The organism is Cobetia sp. BL01 (assembly GCF_056493605.1).
Window position 1 is genome coordinate 702,741 of record NZ_JBVBEE010000001.1, and the last position, 20,564, is coordinate 723,304.

Consider the following 20,564-nt stretch of genomic DNA (forward strand, 5'->3'; position numbering starts at 1 on the left):
GCACTCAAGAGGCTCCTGCAATTTTGCGGCTTTGCTTGCTGCCCTCGCCTTCCCGCTATTCATGCGCTTGCCTGGTCCCTCGCACGCGCCTGACGCTGGCGTATCGATATTTTCCTCTCTCTTTCTCTTCCCCTTGCTCTCTCTTTCGCTTCCTCACGCATGAGCGGCGCGCCGTACGGAGTGATCCATTGGTCATCTATTGATTAACAGGCTATGAAATCGTGATTTTTTGTGCAAAGTTACACACATGCAGCTTAACTAGACTCTGTGTACAACTTTTCGTCCCAGGAGTTGCGATGCGTCCCGTCACTGCCCGTCCTACAGATTCTCCTCAGAGCGCCCGCCAGACGCCTTGCAGCGCGTCATCCTTGACCTGTTCCTCCCACGGACACCGCTGTTCTGGTGATGAGAGTCCGTGTACGGCTATCGTCACCCGCCATGTCCCGCAGATGGCTCCCGCCTTCTCCACGCGACGGCTGGGGCTGGCGCTGATCATGCTCGGCGCGGTGGCGCTGGCCCCCATCGTGGAAGCCGATGAGGACGAGGGTGGCGTGCTGTCTCTCAAGGTCGAGAATGACCTTCTCGCCTCCGGCGATGACGGCCACTACACCAATGGGTTTGCGCTGAGCTATACCTTCGCGACACCGGATCAGCATTGGTCTCGCGCCTTCGCCGACTGGGTGCCCGGTTTCAGCGCTGCACGTCTGGATGCCACGGCCTATCGCTTCGGACAGCAGATCTATACCCCCAACGACATCACTCGCGAGCAACCAAACGAGGATGATCGCCCCTATGCGGGCTATCTGTTCGGTGGCCTTTCGCTGTTCGCCGGTGAAGAGGGAGAGGGTTGGCGACGGGTCGATACCTTCAATCTGGATCTCGGCATCGTCGGTCCCGCTTCAGGTGCCGAGAAGGCGCAGAAGGGAGTCCACGAGATCACCGGCAGTGATGACCCGCAGGGCTGGGACCATCAGCTTCACAATGAAGCCGTGGTCAATGCCGGCTGGCAGAGCCAGCTGTGGCTGCCGGCAAGCCTGGGGGGCCTGGAAATGGAGTACGGCCCCTCTGCCTCGATGGCGCTGGGCAACCTGTATACCTACGCTGGCGTGGGGGGCGGTGTGCGCATCGGCCAGGGACTGTCACGCAGCTACGGCATCCCGACCGTCGCTCCCTCCCAGAGCGGGCGTCAGTATTTCGAGCCGGATGGTGAATTCGCCTGGTATCTGTTCGCCAATCTGGAAGGCCGTGCCGTGGCGCGCAACATGCTGCTGGACGGCAACAGCTTTGAGGACAGTGACTCGGTGGACCGTCGCCCGCTGGTAGGAGATGTCCAGCTCGGCTTTGCCCTGAGCTGGCAGCGCTGGCAGCTCGCCTTCGTCAACGTCTGGCGCACGCACGAATTCGAGACCCAACAGGAAAGCGATCAGTTCGGCTCCATCACGCTCTCCACCTGGCTGTGAAGACCAGAGACCGACGGTGAGAACAGGCGTGCCAGACACACGAAGGCCGGGCAGATGCCCGGCCTTCGTGTGTCCGTGGGAGGCAACGGATCAGCGCGTCACACGCGGACTGAAGCCTCCCGGGATGATAAAGGCAGATCAGTGCATCTTGACCTTGCTCATGCCCCAGCAGATCAGCTTGCCGCCGATGAAGGCGATCAGTGCCAGCATGATCAGCGCCATCAGCATGGAAATGGGGTTGACGATGAAAGTAGCGCCCAGCACGGCAAGCGCTGCGCCCCAGACATAGCGATCACCGCTGTCGATGCTCAGGGCATCCGGCAGGATGCGCTTGACGGTGGCACCCAGCGAGCCCTCCCAACGGTTCAAGCACAGCATGAAGAGCGCGGCGAAGCTCACCAGCCAGATCAGTGTCACGGTCATCGAAATTCTCTCCTGAAAGATAGGGTCGCATGGAACATGTGATTGTCGTTTCCCGCCAGCGGCCACGGGGCAGACCTTGCGAGCGGAGCCGGTAACGAAAGGCCCGCGTCAGAATTCGCAGTCTGAACAGGCAGAGTAACGGCCCCCCGATGCCCTCGCAAGCGGACAGCACCAACCATTGTCGGTCATTGGTCATGAGACCGTGATTGGCGCCTGAAGTTGCCCTGCCTCGTACAGCGAAGCGCGGCCAGCTCCCCCTTTCTTCTCTCGTGTTCTCCTCTTTCTTCTCTCCTGTTCCTCCCCCTTTCCTTCTTCCCTCAATCTTCCCTCAAGCCCCTCTCTCCTCCATGCCCGTCGCCTTCCCGCCCTGGAAGCTCGCGCAGGCGTGTAGTCTCACCCGGGGCAACAGGCAAGAAAAAATTCGGGGACCGGGTTGAAAAGCCTCCTTCAGGGCGTCACCTAGTATTTCAAGACACGGTGACGTGGATGACATGCCCTGCAGGATGGCTGTTCAACAAGCTGCAAGCCACGCGATACGCGGGATTTTTCCTCGTAGCCCCCTGACAGCCACCTCAGGGTCACGTTACCATTGACCGTTCATATACCTATCGAAAGGCCCTCAACATGCAAATCGCCCAGAATGCCGTCGTATCCTTCCACTACACCCTCACCAACAACGAAGGTGAAGTGCTGGATAGCTCCGAAGGCCGTGAGCCGCTGGCCTACATCCACGGTGCCGGCAACATCGTTCCGGGCCTCGAGAAGGAACTCGATGGCAAGACTTCCGGCGACAAGCTGAAAGTCGCTGTCTCTCCGGAAGAAGGTTACGGTGATGTCCAGGAAGCGCTGGTGCAGGAAGTGCCGCGTGAAGCCTTCCAGGGCGTCGAAGAGATCGAAGCCGGCATGCAGTTCCAGGCACAGACCCAGGGTGGCCCGCTGATGGTCACCGTCACCAAGGTCGAAGGCGACACCGTCACTGTCGATGGCAACCACCCGCTGGCCGGTGAGACCCTGAACTTCGACGTCGAGATCACCAACGTGCGCGAAGCGTCCGCCGAAGAGCTGGAACACGGCCACGTTCACGGTGAAGGTGGCGTGGAGCACTAAGCTCCGCCCCTTCCCTCATCGGGTGGCCCTGTCGCCCGATGAGTGCTTCACACGAGAATGTGTGACGCCTGAACCTGAAGCCCCGCCACCGAATTCTCGGTCGCGGGGTTTTTTCATGTCTGAAACCAGGTTTTAAGGCCCAGTTCTCAGGCCCGGTTCTGAAGCCCGGTTCTGATAATGCTGTCTGTGATGAGGCTTCCCGGGGATTCGCTCTGCAGATCAGGCGCCGCAGCTGGGCGGCGTGGCATCACTGGAAAGGCTCAGCCCACGGAACAGCGCCGTGGCGTCGCCTCCGGCATTGTCACCGTCAGCCATCAACGCAAGCCCGGCTATCTCGTCTGGCGTGCTACCGAACAGCGCCGAGTAGTCGGCACGCAGGTCGCGTACCTCGGCGACCCACTGCCCCACCTTCTGATCACCGGACTCCACCGCCAGCAGCACGGCGCGGTCAGTGAAGGCATTGTCCCAATGACTGTCCTTCGCCTCATTGCTGGACCAGACGTAATTGATGGCCTCTACCTGCCACGGCAGGATGCCGGTCTTGTTGACCACATAGAGGCGCGCCGGGTAGTCATCCCCTCCCTTGGTCTTCTCGTTTACGCCCGGATAGATGCTGTCCACCTGCCAGCACCACTTCAGATAGGGCGTCTCCTCGAGCGAGATATCTTCCTCGAGATAGCGTGCGGAGGCCTGCCCCTGAGCACGCGCCTCGAGAGCGGGACGGCCTTCGCGCTCCACCACGCGATACGCCGTCTGGCCTTCGAAGGTCTTCTCGCCCCAGGCGAGAATCTCGGCCGGCGTGAAGGTCTTGTCAGCCGCCAGCGCCGCAGAGGGCATCGCCGCCGCCAGCAGGCCACTGGAGGCGACCGCCGCGAGCATGGGGAGGAAGGAAGACAACTGACGGGAAGTGGTTTTCATTGGCAAGACTCCGGAGCGCTTGAACAACGCGATGAAAAAAGATGACGGGACGAGTCATCTGCAGGGCCAGGTACCGCGCTTGGCACGTATCAGTCCGGGTCGGTGCCGTGCTGCTCGCTGCGGTCCTGGGCCCGCAAGGTGACATACCCTCCCCATACGCGCGTCAGCGTGGTCAGGATGCATGCCGCCGCGAAGATCCACGCCAGCCATGCGAAATGTTGCGGCATCAGACAGGCCAGCACGAAGAAGCCGATCGTCTCGGTGCCTTCTGTCAGGCCATCCAGATAATAGAAGGCCTTGCGGGTGAAATTGGGTCGCTCCAGCTGGTGCTTGGCCGCCATGATGGCAAAGGCCAGAAAGCTGGATCCCGTGCCCACGAAGGCGAACAGCAACGCCACGGCCGGCATGGCATTGGTGGCCGGGTCTGCCAGTGCAAAGCCCACCACGACGGCGGCGTAGAACAGGAAATCAAGACAGATATCCAGAAAGCCGCCGGCGTCCGAGCTCAAGCCCGCATGACGCGCCAGGGCACCATCCAGCCCATCCACCACCCGATTGATCAGGATCGCGATCAGTGCCAGCCCGAATTGCCCATAGGCCAGCAGCGGCAATGCCAGCATGCCAATGACGAAGCCAGCCAGCGTCAGTTGGTCAGGATGCAGACCGCGTTCCGCTGCGCTACGTGCCAGGCGCTTCAGGGGTGGCTGTACCCAGCGTGAGGTCCACTTGTCCAGCATGCTTCATCGACTCCAGAATGATTGAATGGGGAAGGTGTCAGGCGTCAGCCACGTATCGGTGCCAGCGCGCGCCCGGCAGGCACGGCTCTCGCCAGTAGGAAGATCAGCAACGGCAGACAGGCCTGCAGGCAGGCCGCGACCGCCGTCAGGCGAGGATCCGCCCCCGTGGCCAGCGCCAGCGTCTCGGTGGTCAGGGTGGGGACGCGTCCACCGCCCAGCACCACCGTCGGCACGTACTGCGCGATGCTGACCGCGAAGGCCACTGCCCAGCTGATGGCCAGAGGCCTGAGCATCAAGCGCAGCCGGATGCCGATCAGCACCTCAAGCCGCGAGCGCCCCAGCAGTCGTGCTGCCTGCTCGAGGCGCACATCGAAGCGGGCCCAGGGGCCGGCCAGCGTCAGCCAGGCATAGGGCAAGGCGAACAGCAGATGGCCGATCACCACCCCCACCCAGCCCGGATCCGCGCCGAGGCTCAGCCAGCCGACCTGGAAACCGAACAGGAAGCTTGCCTGAGGCAGCAGCAACGGCAGGTAGAGGCACACCACGAAGCCTCGCAGGCGACCCACCTCACGCTCACGCTCGAAGACCGCCACACTGAGCATTACCGCCAGGGTGGCGACCAGCACGGCGAGCCACAGACTGTTGCTGAAGGCCCCACCCAGTCCTGAAAGCGCCTGTTGCCAGCTTTCCAGCCCCCAGCGAGCCGGCAGCAGTGACGGGAAGAACCAGCTTCTGGCCAGCGATTGAACGGCGATCACGGCAAAGGCCAGCAGCGAGACTGCCGTCACCGTGCCGAGCAGGACGCGGATCACGCGCCCGCGCTGCCCCTTGCGCCCCGGGCGTACTGCCGCCCGAGGTGCAGGGTTGTCGAGCACCCAGTCACGATGGCGATTCAACAGATAACGTCCCACAGCGGCACCCAGCGCCATCACCACGATGACCAGCAGTGCCAGCAGGAGTGCCCCGACACTGGCCGGTAGACGTGAGCTCGGGTCACTGTCACGCCACAGTTCGACCAGACGCACCGCCAGGGTCGGCGTACGTGTCGGCCCCAGTACCTGAGCGACATCCACCACCGCCAGCGAATAGGCCAGCACGGCACCGATGGGCAGGGCGATGGCCCGCATCACCTGCGGCATCAGAATTCGCCAGCGCAGCTGGGAGATGCTGTAGCCGAGCGCCTGGCCCGCCTGCAGTTGCGCGGTGATCGGCAGACGCGAGAGCGCCGTCTGAGCCATCAGCATCAGAAACGGCGCTTCCTTGAGTGCCAGTCCCAGCGCCAGCGTGATGCCATGCGCGTCCGGCAGAGGGTATTGCGGGGGGACCAGCACCTCGAAGGGTGCCAGCAGCAGTCGCATCAGCACGCCGCTGGGAGCGGCCAGCCACAAGAGCCCCAGAGCCAGCGCCAGATGCGGCATCGCCAGCACCGGTGCCAGCAGACGTTCGAGGCGTTCGCCGAAACGGGTACCGGCGGCCGCGGCCAGCCAGCCCATGGTCAGCAGTACCGCCAGCAGCGTGCCGCCGATCCCGCTGACCAGGGTCAGACGCAGTCCGTCGGCCAGTCCCGGCAAGGCCCACCAGCGCTGCCAGGCGATCGCCGAGACCTCCTCGAAGCCAAGCGCCGGCCACAGCCCGAAGGCCGGTGCGACCAGTCCTGCCAGTCCCAGCGCCGTGGGGCCGAGCAACAACAGCAATACCGCCCAGCGCAGCAGGCGAGCCGGTGTCAATGCCAGGCGACCCGCCGGGCGCTCAGCGCGCCAGCGCTCGGCAAGCCATTGCGTCAGTTGCGATAGCGTCGCGCCCACTCGGCCTCCAGTGCATCGGTCCAGCTGGGATGCGGCTCGCTCAGCGGCGTGCCCAGCGCTTCGGGCGACATGCCACCCGCAAGCTCCGGCAAGGCGTCGAAGGCAGCGCGCTGTGCCGCCGGCAGGCGCGTCACGTCCAGCACCGTCTCATCACCCCAGCGTGAGGGGTCCGCCTTGGCAGCCTGTGCCTCGGCGGACATCAACTGATTGACCCACACCAATGCGGCCGCCTTGTGAGGCGCACTGGCCGGAATCGCCAGATAGTGCACATTGCCGAGGGTGCCGCCGTCATGAAGGTACGGCTCCACAGTCGGCGGCAAGCGGCCTTCCTGACGGCCATTGGCCACTTCCTGGGGCACGAAGCTCAGCGCGATCCAGACACTGCGCTGAGCGAGCAGCTTCATCTGCTCCTCGGCGCCGGCTGGCTGTCGCTCGCCCTGCGCCCACATCAGCGGATGAAGGGCATCCAGATAGTCCCACAGCGGTGCCGTCAGCGAAGCGAACTGCGCATCATCGACCACCGGCGCAGCCAGCAGCTCACGCTGCTCACCCGGCATCAACTCAAGCAACGCCTGCTTGAGAAAGGTGGTGCCATGAAAGCTCGGTGGCTGCGGATAGGTCACACGCCCGGGGTTGGCCTTCGCCACGTCCAGCAGCGCCCGCATCGAGCGTGGCGGCGATTCCAGCAAGGCACTGTCGTACATGAAGATCAGCTGGGCACGCCCCCATGGTGCCTCCATTCCCTCGGTGGCGAGCCCGAAGTCACGCGCACCGATCTCCTCGAGCAGATACTCGCTGTTGGGCAGGCGTTCGACGAAGGGTCCCCACACCAGCTCGGCCTGCTTGAGCGCGCGGAAGTTCTCGCCGTTGATCCAGATGACATCGATACTGCCATCACTGCGCCCCGCCGCCTTCTCGGCCAGCAAGGTCGAGACGCTCTCGGCGGTATCGGCAATCTTGACGTGACGCACCTCGATACCGTGCTCACGTGCCGCGATCTCTGCCTGGGCGCGCAGATAGGCGTTGGTGGCTTCACTCCCGCCCCAGGCGTGGAAGTCGATGCGCTGACCGCGTGCCTTGTCGGCGATCACGTTCCACTCCAGTGCAGCCAGCATCGGCACTGCCCGCCCCTTGGCGGCATCGGCGGCGTACGCCAGTGACGTGGCCCAGGGCATGGCACTCATGCCGGCCATCAACACCAGTGACCCACCCATCAATGCCAGTGCGCGACGTCGCCCCGGCAGACATGTCGTAGCCATGGAGGTTTCTCCTGATAGCAAGATGCCGCGACCCTGAACGAGCAGGTTCGCGGCATGGGAAAGGATCAGTGCTTGTCGACCGTCACGGGAGTGGTGGCATCATCCGCCTGGCGTGTCTTGGTCGGCTCGAAGCGTCCATTGCGGCGCCAGGTGAAGTAACGATCCAGCACCTTGAGCACGCCTTCCGGCTTGTGGGCGTTCTTCCACATGCCTGCTGCCGCCTTGTTGGCCTCGGACAGTGTCGGATACGGATGGATGGTGGACAGGATCTTGTTGAGACCGATGCCATGCTTCATCGCCATGGTGAATTCCGCCAGCCATTCCCCCGCATAGGCACCGACCAGTGTCACGCCCAGGATACGATCGCGTCCCTTCTCGGTGAGCACCTTGACGAAGCCTTCCGTCGCACGCTCGGCCAGGGCACGGTCACTCTCGCCCATCTCGTAATGGGTCACTTCATAGTCATAGCCCTGCGCCTTGGCTTCGGTCTCATTGAGGCCGACCCGCGCCACTTCCGGCTCGGTGTAGGTGACCATTGGCATGATGCGGTAATCGACCTTGAAGGTCTTCAGGCCGCCGAACAGTGCATTGACCGCGGCGTGCCATGCCTGATGACCTGCCGCATGGGTGAACTGATAGGGGCCAGCGACATCGCCACACGCCCAGATGTTCGGCTGCAGCGTCTGCAGCGACTCGGAGACATCGATGGTGCCGCGTTCGGAGACCGCGATGCCCAGCTCTTCCAGACCGAAGCCTTCGACGTTGGCTTCGCGCCCGATGGCCACCAGCAGCTCGTCGAACTCGATCCAGCTCTCCTCGCCGTCGGGAGAACTCACGACCAGATGGCGCATCGGCTGACTGTCCTTGTCCTTGAGCACCTCGATGCGCGTGGCGGTGGAATTGATGCGCAGGTCGACGCCCTCACCGGCCAGCTGCTCGTGCATCAGCGCGCTGACTTCCTCGTCTTCACGCGGCATCACCCGCGGGGCACCCTCGATGATGGTGACGTGACTGCCCAGGCGCGCGAAGCTTTGCCCCAGTTCCATGCCGATCGGGCCGGAGCCCAGCACCACCAGACGCTTGGGCTGCACCCTGAGATCCCACAGATTGTCAGAGGTCAGCGGCGTGATCAGCTCGATACCGGGGATCGCAGGAACACGCGGGCGGGCACCGGTGGCGATCACCACGTTGCGCGTGGTCAGCACGCGACCATCGACTTCCACTTCCCAGGGCGTCCTGAGTCTGGCGTTGCCGGTGTGGACTTCCACGCCCAGACTCTCGTAACGCTCGATGCTGTCATGCGGTTCGACACTCTCGACCACGTCCTGCACATGCCCCATCACCTTGGCGAAGTCGATTTCCGGTTCATTGGCGGTGATCCCGAAGCGCTGGGACTGACGAATCTCATGAGCCGCACGCCCGGCACGAATCAGCGCCTTGGAGGGCACGCAGCCGGTGTTGAGGCAGTCACCGCCCATCTTGTGGCGCTCGATCAGCGCGACACGCGCATTGACGGCGGAGGCGATATAGCTGGTCACCAGCCCGGCGGAACCGGCACCGATGACGACCATGTCGTAGTCAAAGGTCTTCGGCTTGTCGAAGGCCGCCTGCTGCTTGCGCTTGCGCAGCACGCCGACGATCTTCTTGGCGATCAGCGGGAAGAGGCCCAGCGCGATGAAGGAGGCGATCAGCCCCGGCGAGAGGATGCCGGACAGCGACTCCAGCTGGCCCAGCTCGCGACCGGCATTCACGTAGATGGCGGTACCGGCGAGCATGCCCAGCTGGCTTGCCACATAGAAGGTGACCACACGCATGCGGGTCAGCCCCATCACCAGATTGACGATGAAGAACGGGAAGACCGGCACCAGACGCAGCGTGAACAGATAGAAGCCGCCTTCACGCTCGACCCCGCGATTCAGGGATTCCAGCTGACGACGGAAGCGCTTCTCGATGCTTTCGCGCAACAGCGTGCGGGAGATGAGGAAGGCCAGGGTGGCACCGATGGTACTGGCGAAGGAGATCAACAACAGACCCCAGCCAAACCCGAACAGGGCGCCGCCCAGCAGGGTGAGCAATGCCGCACCCGGCAGCGAGAGTGCCGCCATTGCCACGTAGACGACGAAGAAGGTACCCGCGACCTTGAACGGCGATTCCTCGAAGAGTGCCTGAAATTCCGACTGACTGGCCTTGAGGCTCTGCAGAGTGAAGTAGTCCTGTGCCCCACTGGCAAAGAAGACCACGATGGCAGCGACGATGGCGCCCAGAAGCAGTAACTTGCGTTTATTCACTGGCGATTTCCTTTTCGATTCCTGCCGTCATGGGCATGTCATTGGGATGTACCGTGTCCTTACGAGACGCGTTGCTGACTGGATGCACTCATCAGGTCATGATGACGCGAACGACCTCATCATGATCACGGTAACAGTACCGTTTCATTCGACATCTTCGCATCCATCCCGCGTTGATTCGCGTAGTTCCCTGATACAGGCAGTGAGGGAATGGCAAGGCAAGCCACCTCGCGGCCCATCGAGACATGGAGATTTCCGTGTTCTCACCTCGAAGGAACGACGCCTTTCCCGGAGACACCATGACCCGATACACGCGATTCCCCTCCTCTGCGCTCAAACGTCTCACACCGCTTGCCAGCCTACTTGGCGGTCTGCTGATTGCCGGCCACGCCAATGCCTTTGACCCGGAACAGGCGCCCAGAGGCGTCGCCGAGGGTGTCACTCAAGGCCAGGAGGTCGCCATCTTCGCCGGTGGCTGCTTCTGGTGCATGGAAGGCCCCTTCGACAAGCTTGACGGCGTGATCTCGACGACGTCCGGCTACACGGCAGGCGAGACGGACAATCCCACCTATAAGCAGGTCTCGGCCGGCAGGACGGGCCATACGGAGGCGGTCAAGGTGGTCTATGACCCTGAAAAGGTCAGCTATGACACCCTGCTGGAGGTCTTCTGGCACAACATCGACCCGGTCGCGGTGGATCGTCAGTTCTGCGATGCCGGCACCCAATACCGCAGTGGCATCTATCCGGTGGATGAAGCACAGCAAGACGCCGCCCAGGCGAGCCTCGACGACTTGAAGGACAGATTCCCCGAAGGCATCGCCACCGAGATCGAGGCAGCGGGCCCCTGGTATGCCGCCGAGCAATATCACCAGGACTTCTACCAGAAGAACCCGGTGCGCTATCGCTTCTATCGCGCGGGGTGTGGCCGTGATGACCGTCTCGAGGAAATCTGGGGAGATGACGCCCCGGCGCACTGAGTCTCACCGTCGAGTCGCCTCGCCTGCCACTGACACGCAAACGGCTCGCCAGATGGCGAGCCGTTTGCGTGTCAGGCAAGAATCTCACGGTGGATATCAATGCTGCGGCGTGGCTCGTCGCCAGCACAGCATCGCCAACCCCAGGGTGACAAGCAGAACGCTGACGCCACCCACCACCACCCCTGGCCACCCTGCCTGCTGCCAGAAGGGCTCCAGCCAGAAGCCGCCCAGGCTCGCCCCGAGATAGTAAGCCGTCAGGTAGAGCGCGCTGGCGCTGGCCCGCGCCCCTTCGGCATTGCGCCCGACCCAGGCCGACGCGGTGGCATGTGCCAGGAAGAAGCCAAAGGCATTCAGGCTCAGGCCGGCCAGCATGCCGATCAACGAATGGCTCAGCGTGACCAGAGTGCCGAGAATCAAGAGCGCGGTGCCCAGCATCATGGTCAGTGCCTGGCCGCAGCGTTGCGCACCATCCTGCTCCTCCTGTCGCTGCGCTCCCTGCGCGAGTGACTGCCCACGCCCGGCGGCCAGACGCTGTGCCAACCGGCCGGACTGCGAGGCACCGAAGGTGCCTGCCAGATAGGTCAGAAACAGCAATCCCAACCACTGGCTCCCCAGAGACCAGGGGGCCGCACTCAGGCGAAAGGTCATGTAGCTGTAGAGATTCACGAAGATGAAGAAGTTGAGTCCACCGAGCAGAAACACCGGCCACAGCCGCGGATTGCGCAGATGGCGCCCCAGCCCTGCCAGCATGCTGGCCGGATGGAAGGGCTGTGCCACGAAACGTCGCTGACGCGGCAGCAACTGCCACAGCGCCGCCAGCAGCAACAGGCTGATACCACCAATCACCGCGAAACTCATCTGCCAGCCCCAGTGCTCGGCCACGAATCCTCCAGCGACCCGCCCACTGATGCCGCCGAGCGAATTGGCACTGATATAGAGCCCCACCGCAGCCATCAACGCCGGCTGTTCCATCTCATCGCTCATGTAGGCGACCGCGACCGCCGGCAAGCCCCCGAGCAGAAAGCCCTGCAACGCACGTACTGCCAACAGCGACCAGAAACCTTCAGCCAGCAAGGCAAGTCCCGAGCAGGCCACCCCCCCGGCCAATGTCCAGAGCAGCAGACGTCGCCGTCCCAGCGCATCCGATAGCGGGCCGAAGACCAGCAACGCCAGTGCCAGCGTGAGGGTGGTCACCGACAACGACAGACTCGCCTGCAGCGAGCTCAGGCCAAGGTCGGTCGCCAGCAGCGGTAGCATCGGCTGCACCACATAGAGATTGATGAAGACGACGAAGGAGCCCAGACACAACGCCTGGGTCATGCGTCGCCAATCACGGCCGTGCGCCTTGAGAGGAGACGGCAGTACTGGCTGCCCGGCAGTGTCGTGATGCCCCGAGTCGGATGGGGCGGTGGAAGACGCACTCAGCGATGAAGCCATCAGGTACCTGCAGCCAATCATGGGGATGGCGTGAGTCTGCGCCCTCGAACACCATCAGTAAAATAGCTCGACATGATGCCAGCCATCAGCAAAAGTGATACCCATAAGCCTGACCCACTGGCCTGCAGGCCTCACGCCGTCAGACCGCCTGCGCATGGTGAATGACGTCCAGGGGACTGGACGGCGTGATGGCCGCAAGGGACGCCGGTCAGGGTCGGGGACAAGGGAGACGGATGAGGATGACGTCAGACATGAAGAGCGCGACATGAAACTGCCCTTCGATCTGCGGGCACTGGAGATCTTCGTGAGTGTCACGGAGCGCGGCAGCTTCACCGCCGCCGCCATGGCGCTGCAACTGGCCCAGTCGGCCGTCAGTCAGTCGATCGCCAATCTGGAGTCCCGGCTGGGCCAGCCGCTGCTGATACGTGGCACCAAGGGCGTGAGTCTGACACCCGCCGGTGAGACATTGCTCGTGCATGCACGCTCTCTGCTGCAACAGGCGCAGCGAGCGGCCCTGGCCATGGCCGAACTGGATGGCCTGGTCAAAGGTGAGGTACGCATCGGCGTGTCCTCGATGCTGGGGTCCTACTATTTCCCGCCCCTGTTGATGGCCTTCAAGGCGCGCCACCCTGATATCACCTTGAGCGTGATCGAGGGCGGCACCCTGAGTCTTCGCAAGATGATCGACAATGGCGAGCTGGATCTGGGCGTCATCGTCGAGGAACACCCCGGCAGCGCCACCAGCGGGCTGGTCAGCCAGCACTTCCTGCGCGAAGAGATGGTGGTCTGCCTGCCCAACGACCACCCGCTGGCGACACGGGAGCACATCAGCCTCGAAGCGTTCTTCGCTGAAGAGCTGGTCGTCTTCAAGCGCGGTTATTTCCATCGCGATTTCATCGAACGTCTGGCAAGCCAGCACGGCCTGATTCCCAGTATCGCCTTCGAATCCAACCTGATCGCGCTCAACAAGGCGATCGTGTCACGCGGCTTCGGTATCACCACCTTCCTCAAGCGCGTGGTGGAGGATGACCGTGAGGAAAACAACCTCACCGCCATTTCCTTCAGTGAACCCGCCTGGCTGGACCTGTCGCTGGCCTGGCGACGTGAGCGTGGACTGTCGCGGGCCGAACAGGCCTTCGTCGACTTCGTGATCGAACATTCCGTGGTACGCGAAAGTCCATGACGCGGACTGCCGGACATGGCGGGGCTTGAGAATTCGCGGGCCGAAAACGACAACACCCGGCCAGGGCCGGGTGTTGTCCATCATGCGAGTGTCGTCATTGACTGCGCATGGCCAGTTTCATCTGCATGGCCTCGTGGGGCATGGGCCGCCGCGACTGCCAGTAGTGCTGCGACCAGTAGACATTGTCCAGCCGCGACAGCTTCACGCCACGTGACGTGGAGGCATGCAGGAAATAGCCGTTGCCCACATACACGCCCACATGGTTGTAACGACGTGAGGGGCGGAAGAACACCAGATCCCCCGGCTTCAACTGCGACTTGTCGATACGCTTGCCCCGCTTGACCTGATCACGGGTGGTACGTGGCAGTTCGATCCCGAAACCGTCACTGAACACATGCTGCATCAGCGCGGAACAATCGATGCCCCGTGAGTTGGTGCCGCCCAGGCGATAGGGCGTTCCCGCCCAGCGATCATGCTCTTCCAGCAACACTTCCCGGATACTGGGACCCGATGCCAGCTGCGGCTCTGCCGGGCCCTGCGGTTGGCCGGCCTGCTGACGGTAACGCTTGAGCTTGGGCAATTCCGGCAGATCGACATCGTAATAGGCCATGTCACTCGGAGGCTGTGAATGGCTGGCACACCCCGCCACACCTAGCGGCAACAGTAAAAGACAACACAATAACGTGTGACGCATCCAACATTCCTCGTCGTGGGCCCGGTGCCATGAGACAAAACGTGATCAGCACTTGCGGACGGCGATAACAGGTGATGCATGACAAGACAGAAAGCCGGCAGGAATCCCGTCATCACGAGATGCCTGCATGCCTGAAACGTGAATCAACAGGATCAACGGCATGCCCTGAGACCTGTGACGCAATTGAATGCCGTTCGCAGCAGGGTAGTGCATATTGCCGCAATCCGTATGCCATCGCCTCACAAGATAGACTAAAGCATCAGAAAATACTCAATGCAGCAGACGAGCATCGCCGCTCAGGGTATCCAGATGCAGCGCCGGCCAATGCCCCGGACGCGCGCCCGGGAAATCCAGACTGGCCCAGGGCCCGGCCAATGGCGGCGCCGCCGTCAGCCACTGGATCAATACATCACGGAAGCCGCGCAGGAAGCTGTCACGCTGATCGGTATCGCCCATGAAGAAGGCATAGCCGGCGAACAGCCCGCGCGCATATTCCTTCCAGCTGCCGTAGTGTGCTCGCGCCATCGCATGGGCGCTGTCCAGATAGGCCGTGAAGGTGGCCGCATCCAGCCATCCCAGCTGACGGCCGGCAATCGCCAGATCCACCAGCTGCGCGATGTCCCAGGCTGCCATGTCCAGCTCATTGCAGCGGGCCTCGTTGTCACGCACACGGCGCAGGCGATCGAGGTGCACCTGCTCATCCTCGCCGCGTTCACCGCTCTCGAGCACATCGATCTCGTTGTCCAGACGCGCACGATTGAGGGTATAGGGGCCGTAATTGATCTGATATTCGTCCCGATCCCCGGCATCACGCAGGAAATCGAGGAAGCCGATCAGCATCTCGGCGTTGGCCAGACCATAATGACCTTCCAGCCAGCCGGTCAGTTCCTCGACTCCCCGGCCATGCTCGACCATCGGCTCGCCCCAGCACGGCGAATTGAGCGGGCCACTGAGTGCCAGCGCCGTGAAACGATCCAGACTGGGGCGCTCGCCGGGCTCCTGCCAGTCACTGGCGCGCCAGTCGAGCCAGTGGAACAGGCTGCCGGGGTCCTCGAGATGCCAGCGGATCTCGTTGACCAGCGGGTGGTCCTCAAGTTCCGGGACCGCGGATTCCCATACCGCCCAGGCTTCCAGCAGGCGGACGGCGTCCGGATAGAAGCGGCACAGTGCGCTGCGCAGGCGCTCGGCACACTGCGCCAGCTCACCGGCATCGAAATCGCGGCTGTCCTGCACCATCAGCAGATAGAACGCGTACTTCTCCGCCATCACGATGCTGGCAGGATGACGATGACAGACTGCCAGCCGCTGTCGCCGTTCCAGCTCGGCGCTATCGGCGCGACCGAAGGGCGTCTGAGGATCAGGCAACCCACCCCGTGCGGCATCGGCCGCCAGCTGATTGAGGTGATGGGCCTGCGCCGGCAGCCAGAAACGCGCCATGCCGCCCACGCCATCGCGGGTATCCAGGGCCAGCGTCTCGTTGAGGTACTGACGCGCCTCTTCACGCCGCGCGTCCGCCACATCCGCAGGCAGCCCCTGGCGATAGAGCAGGTCCGGCTCTCGAATGCTGGCAATGGCCAGCACCCAGTGGCGGCTGTCACTGCGCCATTGACGCATGGCGGTGCGTGAGCGATCCCGGATGGCCTCCGGCAGCAACGCGTGCAGCTCGCAGCGCAGCGGCGTCACCGGTGAGGCCATCAATGGCCGCCAGTCACTGTCGGTGGAGCTGGTGAGATCCGCCCCCTCGAACAGGCTGCGTCCGCGTTGATAGGCGCGCGCCACGCCCTGCCAATCCGCGTAGCGACGCACCAGCAGGTCGATACCATGCGCGGCGAAGTCCTCGCCCTCCTCACGACTCAACCAGCCGGCACACAGACCGGCAAAGGCCAGATCCACCAGCCGCAGCCAGTCCCAGGCGGCAAATTCCAGTGGCTCACCACGATCCAGATACTGGAGCAGCAGCTCCCCGTAGGCCACGGGCGACGGGCCCTGCTCGAGACCCGCAGCGGCCGCCAGCTCCGCACTGGCCGCCGCATGTGCCGGGGTGCCGGCGAGCCCCTGAGCCTTGCGCTCGGCCTCCTCGGAGGCGGCGTCAGACTCCAGCTCGTCGAGCCACTTGTCACGCTCATCCTGACTGGCCGACAGCATGCGCGCGCTGTCGATGTCCCAGCCATAGCGATGCCCTTGCGAGGCCAGCCACAACAGCAGACGGATCAATTCGTCACGAGTGCGGATCGCCCAGGTATCACGCAGCCAGCGTTGCACGTCGGGCCAGTGACCCTGCGCATCGAAACCGCTGTCACTCGCCTCGCAGAGGCCGTCATCCGTCGACGTCAGTGTCGTCCCGCCGACCCAGGGCGCAAAGATGGCGCGCGCCATCCACACCCGGTCACGCTCACCCTGCGGCCACAGCTCGGTGGCGGGTACCGGCTGACGGCCTTCCAGCGCCTCCAGCAGACGCGGCCAGGTGACGCCCGCCTCTTCCTGCTCCAGCCGGGACAGCGCGAGACTGGCCTCGAAGAAGCCGTCATCGCCGCGTGTCCAGCCAGCATCGCTGCGCGAATGCGCCAGCGCCTTGAGCCAGTCATCCAGCGAGGTGAAACGTGATGCGATGGCCATGAGCAGTCGCACCAGCCAGGCACGCGTGCGCGCCTCGGACAGCCAGCCAGCCGTCCGCGCCAACGCCAGCAGCTCCAGCGCTTCCAGCTGACGCAGCGAGTCGGGCATGTCACTGGGGAACGCTTCCAGCAAGCGCCAGCCCAGCTCGCCGGCATCCGGCACTTCCAGCGCCTTGAGGCGCGCACGCGCCTCCTCGGATGTCCACACCGCTTCGGGTGTCGCACTGAAACGCCAACCGCACAACACCAGCTGCTGCCCCCACCAGGCACTCAGGGGTTCGACCAAGGCACACCTCACGACTCGACAGGTTTTGATGACGACGGGCCAGCAGCGGACCCTAAACACACCACTGGCGGCGCATAGTGTAACGGAAAGGCGCTGTTGGCGATGCCCCCATGCGGGATCGACTGCATCGCGATGACGCGTGAGAACACCGCTGACTCGCCAACGGCAGTGCGCCCGACGACAGGCGCTGTCATCGGGCGCACGGCATGCCTCAGCTCTTGCCATCAGTGCTTGCCATCAGTGCTTGGCATCACGGCATGGCGCCCTCCCGGGAGGATGGCCATGGGGGACGCGACTACGCCGCCTCGTGCTTACCTGCCGGAATACGGAACAGTGCACAGTAGGCCACCGGCAGCACGACCAGCGTCAGCAGCGTCGCGACGCCCAGACCGAAGACGATCGCCACCGCCATGCTCGAGAAGAAGGCATCCGAGAACAGCGGAATCATGCCCAGCATGGTCGTGATCGCCGCCATCGAGACCGGCCGCACGCGGCTGACCGCCGCCAGCATCACCGCCTGGAAGCGGTCCTCCTGTTCGGTCAGCTGCACGTTGATCTCCTCCACCAGCACGATGGCGTTCTTGAGCACCATGCCGACCAGGCTCAGGGTGCCCAGCAGTGCCATGAAGGTGAATGGCGCCCCGAACACGATCAACCCGCTGACGATACCGATCAGCGTCAGCGGCACGATGGACCAGATGGCCAGCGCCTGGCGCAGGTTGGAGAACAGCAGCACCGTGATCACGAACATCCCCAACAGCCCCATCGGCAGCGAGGAGAACAGCGCCTTCTGCGCATCGGTGGACGTCTCGTATTCACCGCCCCACTCCAGATGATATCCCTCCGGCAGCTCGATGGCCTCGACCTTGGGTCGGATGCGACTCAATACACTGGCGGCCGTCTCGCCGGACAGTGGCATCGGCTCCGCATAGACCGCCAGCATGCGCTCGCGATTGCGCCGCTTGATCAGGGGATCACGCAGTTCGGCCTTGAGCGGGCCCATCACCGCTCCCGCCGGCACATAGGTTTCCTGTTCGTCGCTCCAGACGTTGAGACTGGCCAGGGTGTCGAGATCAAAGCGCTGGCGCTCCTCACCGCGCAGCAGGATCGGGATCAGTTCGGAGCCCTCGCGATAGACGCCGACGCTCTCGCCATCACTGTTGATCAGCAATGCCTCATGCAATGCATCCCGCGTCACGCCGACACGCCGCGCCTGATCATCCAGGAACTCGGGTTCGATGCGATTGACGCGGTTGCGCCACGACAGGCGAATGCTGTCTGCCAGCGGCTCCTGCTCGAAGACGTCACGCACTTCGGCGGCCAGCTGGCGCAGTACCGCCGGGTCCTCGCCGTAGAGGCGCGCCTCGAGACTGGCCTTGGCGGACGGGCCGACCTGCAAGGCCTGCACCTTGTATTCCACCTGCGGATATTCGGCGCGCAACAGGCGTATCACCTCCTCCATGCGCGCTTCGCGGCTGTCGCGGTCCTCGGTCTCGACGATCAGCTGACCGAAGCTCGCGTAGCTGTCTTCCGGCGAGTAGGTCAGGGTGAAGCGCTGGGCACCGCCCCCGGTCACGCTGGTGACATGGTTGACGCGCTCCATCTTCAGCACCTGCTGCTCCAGACGCGAGACATGCCGTTCGGTCTCCAGCACATCGGTGCCTTCCGGCATCCAGACATCGACGAAGAACAGCGGTGTCGAGGCATCCGGGAAGAAGGCATTCTTGATCTGGCCAAAGCTCATCACGGCCACGACCAGCAGTGCCAGCGCCCCGCCCAGGGTCAGCCAGCGCAGACGGATCGCCCAGCCCAGCAGGGTTCGGAAGCCACGGAAGATCACGCCCCGGTAAGGGTCTTCATGCTCGGCGCCGTCCTTGTCGTTGCCCGATGTCTCACGCGCTTCGCGGAAGAACATGTCGAAGAAGAACGGGGTCAGCGTCAGGGCGGTGATCCAGCTCAACAGCAACGAGTAACACAGCACCCAGAACAGCGAGCCGACGAATTCCCCGGTCGCATCCGGCGACAGACCGATGGGCGCGAAGGCGGTGATCGCGATCACCGTGGCCCCCAGCAGCGGCAGGCGATTCTGGTTGACCACCTCGAAGGCAGCCTGACGCTTGGTCTTGCCACGCTTGAGGCCGATCAGCATGCCTTCCGTGACCACGATGGCGTTGTCCACCAGCATGCCCAGCGCGATGATCAGCGCGCCCAGCGAGATCTTCTGCAGCTCGATGCCATGGATCGACATCATCACGAAGGTGCCGAGGATGGTGATCAGTAGCACCAGCCCCATCAGCACCCCGCTCTTGACGCCCATGAACAGCAGCAGCACCAGGATCACGATGCCGACGGCCTCGGCCAGATTGAGCAGGAAGCCGGAGACCGCCTCATCCACCACCTGCGGCTGGTGATAGACGGTGGTCAGCTCCATGCCCAACGGCATGCGCGATTCAAGCTCCCCCAGACGCTGGTCGACTCGCTCGCCGACCTCCACCACATTGACGCCGGAGGCAAACGAGATCCCCAGCGACAGAGCGGTCTCGCCATCGGTGTGATAGAGACGTGACGGCGATTCGGTGTACTCGCGGCTGACGGAGGCGATATCCCCGAGGCGGATCAGGCCGCCATTGCCGGGGCGACCGACCACGAGGCGCTCCAGATCCTGCACGCTCTGGAACTCCCCGCCCGGCTGCAATTCCAGCGACAGGCCGTTCTGACGGATACGACCGGCATTGCCGACCACGTTCTGGGCGTTGAGCAGATTGGAGAGCTGGTCCGGCGAGATGTTCAGCGCCTGCATGCGATCACGGTCCAGCGCCACGATCACCTGCTCGCTGCGCGCGCCGACGATGGAGACCTTCTTCACGCCCTCCACCAGCGTCAGTTCGCGTTGCAGGAAATCGGCCTGATCCTCGAGATCATGCGCCGAGTAGCCCTCGCCACTCAGGTTGTAGAGCAGGCCGAACACGTCCCCGAAGTCATCATTGACCACCGAAGAGGAGCTGCCGGGTGGCAGACTCGACTGGGCATCATTGATCTTGCGCCGCAACAGATCCCAGTACTGCTGCATCTCGCCTGCGCGCACGCTGCTCTCGAGTTCCAGCGTGATCTGCGAAAGGCCTGAACTATTGACCGAACTGACACGCTTGAGATTGGGAATCTGCTGGATGGCCTTCTCCAGCGGCAGCGTGACCTCCTCCTCCACCTGCTTGGGGGTGGCGCCCGGATATTGGGTGATCACCACCGCATTGCGGATGGTGAACTCGGGAAACTCCAGCTGGCCAAGATTGAAGAATGACACCACGCCGCCCACCGACAGCAACAGCGTGACCATCCAGCTGATGACCTTGTGTCTCAGGAAGTAATCGACCATGG

At 63.5% G+C, this 20,564-nt stretch carries 14 protein-coding genes; 4 read left to right on the plus strand and 10 right to left on the minus strand.

Annotation, left to right across the window (positions count from 1 at the left end):
- Window positions 1-449: 449 nt before the first annotated feature.
- On the plus strand, window positions 450-1,460 hold the full coding sequence (locus ACZYGA_RS02990) for a lipid A deacylase LpxR family protein (protein WP_217622059.1): 1,011 nt from the start codon (window positions 450-452) through the stop codon (window positions 1,458-1,460).
- Between the two features lie 138 nt (window positions 1,461-1,598).
- Here the strand turns inward: ACZYGA_RS02990 and ACZYGA_RS02995 are convergent, their stop codons facing one another.
- A complete protein-coding gene (locus ACZYGA_RS02995) occupies window positions 1,599-1,883 on the minus strand; it encodes a hypothetical protein (protein WP_077375371.1) in 285 nt (94 codons plus the stop codon).
- A gap of 624 nt (window positions 1,884-2,507) precedes the next feature.
- On the opposite strand from ACZYGA_RS02995, the gene ACZYGA_RS03000 reads away from it, so the two are divergent.
- The gene (locus ACZYGA_RS03000; RefSeq protein ID WP_065392558.1) at window positions 2,508-2,990 is read left to right on the plus strand and encodes an FKBP-type peptidyl-prolyl cis-trans isomerase; all 483 of its coding nucleotides are present in this window, start codon (window positions 2,508-2,510) and stop codon (window positions 2,988-2,990) included.
- A 219-nt stretch (window positions 2,991-3,209) separates the two neighbouring features.
- Here ACZYGA_RS03000 and ACZYGA_RS03005 read toward each other — a convergent pair whose 3' ends face one another.
- The 5 genes from ACZYGA_RS03005 to ACZYGA_RS03025 form a co-directional block, all read right to left on the minus strand.
- Window positions 3,210-3,908, minus strand: coding sequence for a DUF3047 domain-containing protein (locus ACZYGA_RS03005; protein WP_404625784.1), 699 nt, complete (start codon window positions 3,906-3,908; stop codon window positions 3,210-3,212).
- A gap of 89 nt (window positions 3,909-3,997) precedes the next feature.
- Window positions 3,998-4,645 carry a CDP-alcohol phosphatidyltransferase family protein gene (locus tag ACZYGA_RS03010; protein WP_077375377.1) on the minus strand — a complete coding sequence of 216 codons (648 nt, stop codon included), beginning with the start codon at window positions 4,643-4,645 and terminating at the stop codon, window positions 3,998-4,000.
- Window positions 4,646-4,689: 44 nt separating this feature from the next.
- Window positions 4,690-6,450 carry an ABC transporter permease gene (locus tag ACZYGA_RS03015; protein ID WP_404625786.1) on the minus strand — a complete coding sequence of 587 codons (1,761 nt, stop codon included), beginning with the start codon at window positions 6,448-6,450 and terminating at the stop codon, window positions 4,690-4,692.
- A complete protein-coding gene (locus ACZYGA_RS03020) occupies window positions 6,426-7,709 on the minus strand; it encodes an ABC transporter substrate-binding protein (RefSeq protein WP_404625788.1) in 1,284 nt (427 codons plus the stop codon). The genes ACZYGA_RS03015 and ACZYGA_RS03020 overlap by 25 nt, the downstream gene beginning before the upstream one ends.
- A 65-nt stretch (window positions 7,710-7,774) precedes the next feature.
- Entirely contained in the window at window positions 7,775-9,997 is a 2,223-nt protein-coding gene (locus ACZYGA_RS03025) for an FAD-dependent oxidoreductase (protein WP_404625790.1), read from the minus strand.
- Window positions 9,998-10,296: 299 nt separating this feature from the next.
- On the opposite strand from ACZYGA_RS03025, the gene msrA reads away from it, so the two are divergent.
- On the plus strand, window positions 10,297-10,974 hold the full coding sequence (msrA, locus tag ACZYGA_RS03030) for a peptide-methionine (S)-S-oxide reductase MsrA (protein WP_141392648.1): 678 nt from the start codon (window positions 10,297-10,299) through the stop codon (window positions 10,972-10,974).
- 96 nt (window positions 10,975-11,070) lie between these two features.
- On the opposite strand, the gene ACZYGA_RS03035 is transcribed toward msrA, so the two are convergent.
- The gene (locus tag ACZYGA_RS03035; protein WP_404625793.1) at window positions 11,071-12,411 is read right to left on the minus strand and encodes an MFS transporter; all 1,341 of its coding nucleotides are present in this window, start codon (window positions 12,409-12,411) and stop codon (window positions 11,071-11,073) included.
- A 265-nt stretch (window positions 12,412-12,676) separates the two neighbouring features.
- On the opposite strand from ACZYGA_RS03035, the gene ACZYGA_RS03040 reads away from it, so the two are divergent.
- The gene (locus ACZYGA_RS03040; RefSeq protein ID WP_176493515.1) at window positions 12,677-13,594 is read left to right on the plus strand and encodes a LysR family transcriptional regulator; all 918 of its coding nucleotides are present in this window, start codon (window positions 12,677-12,679) and stop codon (window positions 13,592-13,594) included.
- A gap of 94 nt (window positions 13,595-13,688) precedes the next feature.
- Here ACZYGA_RS03040 and ACZYGA_RS03045 read toward each other — a convergent pair whose 3' ends face one another.
- The 3 genes from ACZYGA_RS03045 to ACZYGA_RS03055 form a co-directional block, all read right to left on the minus strand.
- A complete protein-coding gene (locus tag ACZYGA_RS03045) occupies window positions 13,689-14,204 on the minus strand; it encodes a C40 family peptidase (protein ID WP_205632728.1) in 516 nt (171 codons plus the stop codon).
- 354 nt (window positions 14,205-14,558) lie between these two features.
- Window positions 14,559-17,189, minus strand: coding sequence for a DUF1266 domain-containing protein (locus tag ACZYGA_RS03050; RefSeq protein WP_404625796.1), 2,631 nt, complete (start codon window positions 17,187-17,189; stop codon window positions 14,559-14,561).
- Window positions 17,190-17,484: 295 nt separating this feature from the next.
- Window positions 17,485-20,562: an efflux RND transporter permease subunit gene (locus ACZYGA_RS03055; RefSeq protein ID WP_084207966.1), complete on the minus strand. Its 3,078-nt coding sequence runs from the start codon at window positions 20,560-20,562 to the stop codon at window positions 17,485-17,487.
- Window positions 20,563-20,564 lie beyond the last annotated feature (2 nt).